Origin of the sequence: Aliarcobacter sp. (genome assembly GCF_041672065.1) — a bacterium.
In the GTDB taxonomy this organism is placed as follows: domain Bacteria; phylum Campylobacterota; class Campylobacteria; order Campylobacterales; family Arcobacteraceae; genus Aliarcobacter; species Aliarcobacter skirrowii.
In genome coordinates, this window is sequence record NZ_JBAZAH010000082.1 from 1 (window position 1) to 4,792 (window position 4,792).

Sequence of the window (4,792 nt, forward strand, 5' to 3'; positions counted from 1 at the left end):
TCTAATCATACTTTTAAAGATCTTAATTTTAAACCGTACTGGTCAAATTGGACGGGAATTATAATAGGAAAATCTTACTTTGTCAAGAGGTTTGCGCTTAACTTTGGCTTAAATTTTGGAATTCTTTCTATTTTGTTGAAAAATGCCCATTTTTAGGACATTTTTTATTAATTTTCTTTTATCATTGATATATAATCAGCTAAAAGCTCTAACTCTTGTTGACTTCTTGCATCTATATGAGCTTTCATTATTGTTTTAAACTCTCCACCATATGTTCCATCTTTATAACCTTTAAATATAGTTAATAACTCCTCTTTAGAATAATCATTAATTGGTTTAGATACACCTAATGCTTTTGCATCACCTTTTAAACCATGACACGAACTACAAGATTTATATAAAGTTTTACCATCTTTTACTACTACAATTATATCTTCAGATATTGTCTCTTCTACATTTTCATCAACAAACTCCTCTTGAGCAACAACTTCTTCTTTTACTGCTAGTTCTTTAACATCTTTTTTATCTTCACTTGAACAAGATATAAATAAAAACATCGACACAAAAGTTAAAATAAACATTCTCATAATAAACTCCTTTTTAATTGATATAAGTAAAAATAAAATCATCTTTATAATCTATTTTTACAACTCCACCTTTTTTTAACTTTCCAAATAAAATCTCATCTGTCAATGGATTTTTTATTTTATCTGATATTACTCTATTTAAAGGTCTTGCACCCATAGTTTTATCGTAACCTAAATTTGCCAACTCATCTTTAGCTTTTTTACTAATCTCTATTTTTATTTTTTTGCTCTCTAGTTGTCTTTCCAAATCCTCTATAAACTTACCAACAACTTTTGAAACAATATCTAAACTTAAGCTATCAAAACTAACAACTGCATCAAGTCTATTTCTAAACTCTGGTGCAAAAAATTTGTTTATAGCTTTTCCTTCATTTAGTTTTTCATTTTTTGCAAACCCCATAACATTTGCTTCAGCAACTCCAAGATTTGAAGTCATTATTAATATAACATTTTGAAAATCAGCTTTATTTCCACTATTATCAGTTAGTTCTGCATTATCCATAACTTGAAGCAAAATTGACATTAAATCTGGATGGGCTTTTTCAATCTCATCAAGTAATAAAACTGTATGTGGATGTTTTCTTATAGCTTCTGTTAAAAGTCCACCTTGTTCAAATCCAACATACCCAGCAGGTGCTCCAATAAGTCTTGAGATTGCATGAGCCTCCATATATTCACTCATATCAAATCTTTCAAAATGGATTCCTAGCTGTAAAGATAGCTCTTTTGCAACTTCTGTTTTTCCAACTCCAGTTGGTCCTGTAAATAAAAAACTTCCAATTGGTTTTTTATCAACTCCCAATCCTGCTTTATTTCTTTTTATTGCTTGAACTATTGATACTATTGCTTTATCTTGTCCAAAAACTCTTTTTTGCATATTTTTTTCTAGATTTTTTAATAGTGTCAAATCTGATTTTGTTGCACTTCTTGAGGGAATATGAGCCATTTTTGAAACTACATCTTCAACATCTTTTGAAGTTATTGTTATATTTGAATCACTTTTTGTTTTTAAAGTTGTTGATAATTCAATCTTTTTACTAGCACCCACCTCATCAATAACATCTATTGCACAATCTGGTAAAAATCTATCTTGAATATATTTTTTACTAAGTTCAACTGCACTTATAATTGCACTTTTTGAATATTTTACTTTATGAAACTCTTCATATTTTGATTTTAATCCTTCTAATATTAAAATTGAGTCTTCAACACTTGGTTCATTTATATCAACCTTTGCAAATCTTCTACTAAGAGCTTTATCTTTTGCAAAATCATTTCTATACTCAGAGAAAGTTGTAGCTCCAATACATCTTAGTTTTCCACTTGCTAAAAGTGGTTTTAATATATTTGAAGCATCCATAGCACTTCCACCAACACTTCCAGCTCCAACAATTGTATGAATCTCATCTATAAATAAAATTGCATTTGGAATTTTGCTTATCTCTTTTAGAAGAGATTTTAGTTTTTTTTCAAAATCTCCTCTATATTTTGTTCCAGCTAACATCGAACCCATATCCAGTGAAAAAACTTTTGAATCTTCTAAAAATGGTGGAACTTCACCTGAGGCAATTTTTAAAGCTAAACCTTCTGCAATTGCTGTTTTTCCAACTCCTGGTTCTCCCACTAAAAGTGGATTGTTTTTCTTTCTTCTTCCTAAAATCTCAATTACTCTTTGTAACTCTTTATCTCTTCCAATTACTGGATCAATTTGATTTTTTTTAGCAATTGCCACAAGTTCACTTGAGTTTTGATCAAGCACTTTATCATTTTGTTCATCTCTATTTTCAACACCTGTATCATCTTTATGAGAAATCTCTTCAAGAATATCAACTCTTTGAATTCCAAGTTTTTTTAATAAATATGTAGCATAAGCATTTTCATCTTTTAAAATTGCCACAAACATATCTTCAACATTTGCTTTTGTTTTTCCACTACTTTGAGTATGTGCAACCATATATTCAATAGTTGAAGATAAAGCTATAGTCTCAATTGGCTCATCAACAATATTTTCAGGTAACTTTGGCGTTGTATCATCTACATATTTTTTTAAATCTTCAAATAGTTTTATGCTATCTACATTTAAATCTTCAAATAGCTCTTTTATTGTTTGACTATTTATTAACATTAAAAAAATATGTTCCAATGTTAGGTACTCATGTCTATTTGTTTTTGCGTAGTTTATAGATTTTGCAAAAATCTCTCTTAACTCTTTACTTATCATTTTACTCTTCTTCCATAACAGCTTTTAAAGGAAAGCCTTTCTCTCTTGACATAGTTTTTACTTGAGCTACTTTTGTAGAAGCAATTTCAAAACTATAAACTCCACAAAGTCCTTTTCCATTGTTGTGAATATTTAACATTATAGTTTCAGCTTCACTATTTGTTTTTCTAAATACTTTTACTAAAACATCAATTACAAAATCCATAGTTGAATAGTCATCATTTAATAAAAAAACATTATACTTCTTTGGCTCTTCTACTTCTAAATCTTCATTTAACTCTATTTCAATCTCATTACTCACATTAAACCCTTATTATTTTTACTATGTTAAAATCTTTTTTTCAAAAGATACAAATTATAACAAAAAAGAGATTATTATGAAGATTGATCCAAAAGATTATATAAACAAAGCTATTTTTATAACTGCAACCAATACAGATGTTGGTAAAACTTATGCTTGTGAAAAGTTTTTAAACTTTTTTGCAAATGCTAATTTAAGAGTTGGTTACTTTAAACCTATTGAAACAGGTGTACAAAATAGTACTCCACTTGATGGAAGTAAAATGTTAAATCTAGCAAAAAAACTAAACAAAGATTTTAAACATATATCTATAAATGATTGTGTTCCATATCAATTTACTCTTCCCGCTTCACCTTATGTTGCAAAAGAGAACTCAAAAATAGATATAGAGTTTTTAAAAGAGAAAAAAGAGTATCTACAAGAATTTTGTGATGTTTTAATAGTTGAAGGAGCTGGTGGTTTAATGGTTCCAATAGAAAAAGATTTTTTTATGATTGATTTAATTAAAGAGTTTAATACAAAAGCTTTGTTAATAACTCCATCAAAACTAGGATCTATAAATGACACCCTACTTTCAATTGAAGCTTTAAAAAATAGAGATATAGATTTTGAATTTTTTATAAATTTGTATTTAGATATAGATAGTTTTGAAGAGGTTTCAAAGCCATTCTTAAAAGATTATTTTAAAGAGTTGAAGTTTTTGCAAGATTATAAAATATAGAGTTTAAAGCTCTATATTTTTACCTTTAAACTCTTTTTTATCTACATCAAAAAACAAAATATCTAGTTTTAGCTCTTTATTTTTAAAATAGTTGTATGAATTTTTTATAATTAATTCATCAAAAGGATAAATTAAATAGATTTTTTCACAATTATCATATTTTGTACCATAAGCATAAAGTTGATACATATCATCTTGTAAAACTCCATTGTAGGCTTTATCTTCGCTTAAAATCTTCCATTTTGTATCTGCTATTATTTTTCCACCATTTATTACAATATCTGGTTTGAGTCTAAATCTTCCAATACCATTTTCATAAGCTAAGTGATGAGTTCTATCTTGCGATTTAATATCTTGAAAATTTGAACTCTTTTTTAAATAACTATAAACAAAACTTTCAAAAAGTAAATTCATATCAAACAGAAGTGCAAAGGCAATATCATTTCCTTTATATGGAGAAAAAGAGTTTTCAAATAAAAAAGTTTTACACCACAATAAAACTTGTTCATAATCTTTCATTTGTCGGTTTAGTTTGATTTTTGAAAAATCTATTTTTATATTGTGTGAAATTTCTATTTCATCAAAAACAAACAAAAATTCCCTAATTCTTTGTTGATTTTTGTTTAATTTTGATTTATTATATAAAAATTGAAGAGTAGTTTTTATAAGCCTATTTTCAACTCTATTGCTAATAAACTCTTCGTATTGAACAAAAAATCTCTCTTTGTGAATTGTGTTATATTTTATTTGTTCAGAAATTTTTAGTTTACCTTTTAAAAATTTTAGATTCTCTTCTTTGCTTATATAATCACTTTTTATGCCATTTCTAACTAATACGGTCAACTCTTCTAAAAACATTGAGATAAATATTTCAAATAAAGGTATTTTTGAAGATTTTAAATTTGCAACACTAAGATTTTTAAATGGAGAGTTTTTTAAAGTTTTTAACATTTTTATTAAAA

General features: G+C 26.8%; 5 protein-coding genes. 1 reads left to right on the forward strand and 4 read right to left on the reverse strand.

Features of this window, described 5'->3' with window-relative positions:
* Positions 1 to 167 precede the first annotated feature (167 nt).
* From WC168_RS09240 to WC168_RS09250, 3 genes are read right to left on the reverse strand one after another with little or no spacing between them, the layout of a single operon-like run.
* A complete protein-coding gene (locus WC168_RS09240; protein ID WP_372618843.1) occupies positions 168 to 587 on the reverse strand; it encodes a cytochrome c in 420 nt (139 codons plus the stop codon).
* A 13-nt stretch (positions 588 to 600) separates the two neighbouring features.
* The gene (gene clpA, locus WC168_RS09245; protein WP_066158840.1) at positions 601 to 2,808 is read right to left on the reverse strand and encodes an ATP-dependent Clp protease ATP-binding subunit ClpA; all 2,208 of its coding nucleotides are present in this window, start codon (positions 2,806 to 2,808) and stop codon (positions 601 to 603) included.
* A 1-nt stretch (position 2,809) separates the two neighbouring features.
* Complete coding sequence (locus WC168_RS09250; protein ID WP_066158842.1) at positions 2,810 to 3,109, reverse strand: ATP-dependent Clp protease adaptor ClpS; 300 nt, start codon at positions 3,107 to 3,109, stop codon at positions 2,810 to 2,812.
* 76 nt (positions 3,110 to 3,185) lie between these two features.
* Between WC168_RS09250 and bioD the strand changes: the two genes are divergently transcribed.
* Positions 3,186 to 3,830 carry a dethiobiotin synthase gene (gene bioD, locus WC168_RS09255; protein ID WP_372618846.1) on the forward strand — a complete coding sequence of 215 codons (645 nt, stop codon included), beginning with the start codon at positions 3,186 to 3,188 and terminating at the stop codon, positions 3,828 to 3,830.
* A 3-nt stretch (positions 3,831 to 3,833) separates the two neighbouring features.
* On the opposite strand, the gene WC168_RS09260 is transcribed toward bioD, so the two are convergent.
* The coding region (locus tag WC168_RS09260) for an McrC family protein (protein WP_372618848.1) at positions 3,834 to 4,792 on the reverse strand (959 nt) is incomplete at its 5' end.

Coding starts and splice junctions, on each gene's coding strand:
- bioD (WP_372618846.1), top strand. CDS start 3,186: ATGAAGATTGATCCAAAAGATTATATAAACAAAGCTATTTTTATAACT.
- WC168_RS09240 (WP_372618843.1), bottom strand. CDS start 587: ATGAGAATGTTTATTTTAACTTTTGTGTCGATGTTTTTATTTATATCT.
- clpA (WP_066158840.1), bottom strand. CDS start 2,808: ATGATAAGTAAAGAGTTAAGAGAGATTTTTGCAAAATCTATAAACTAC.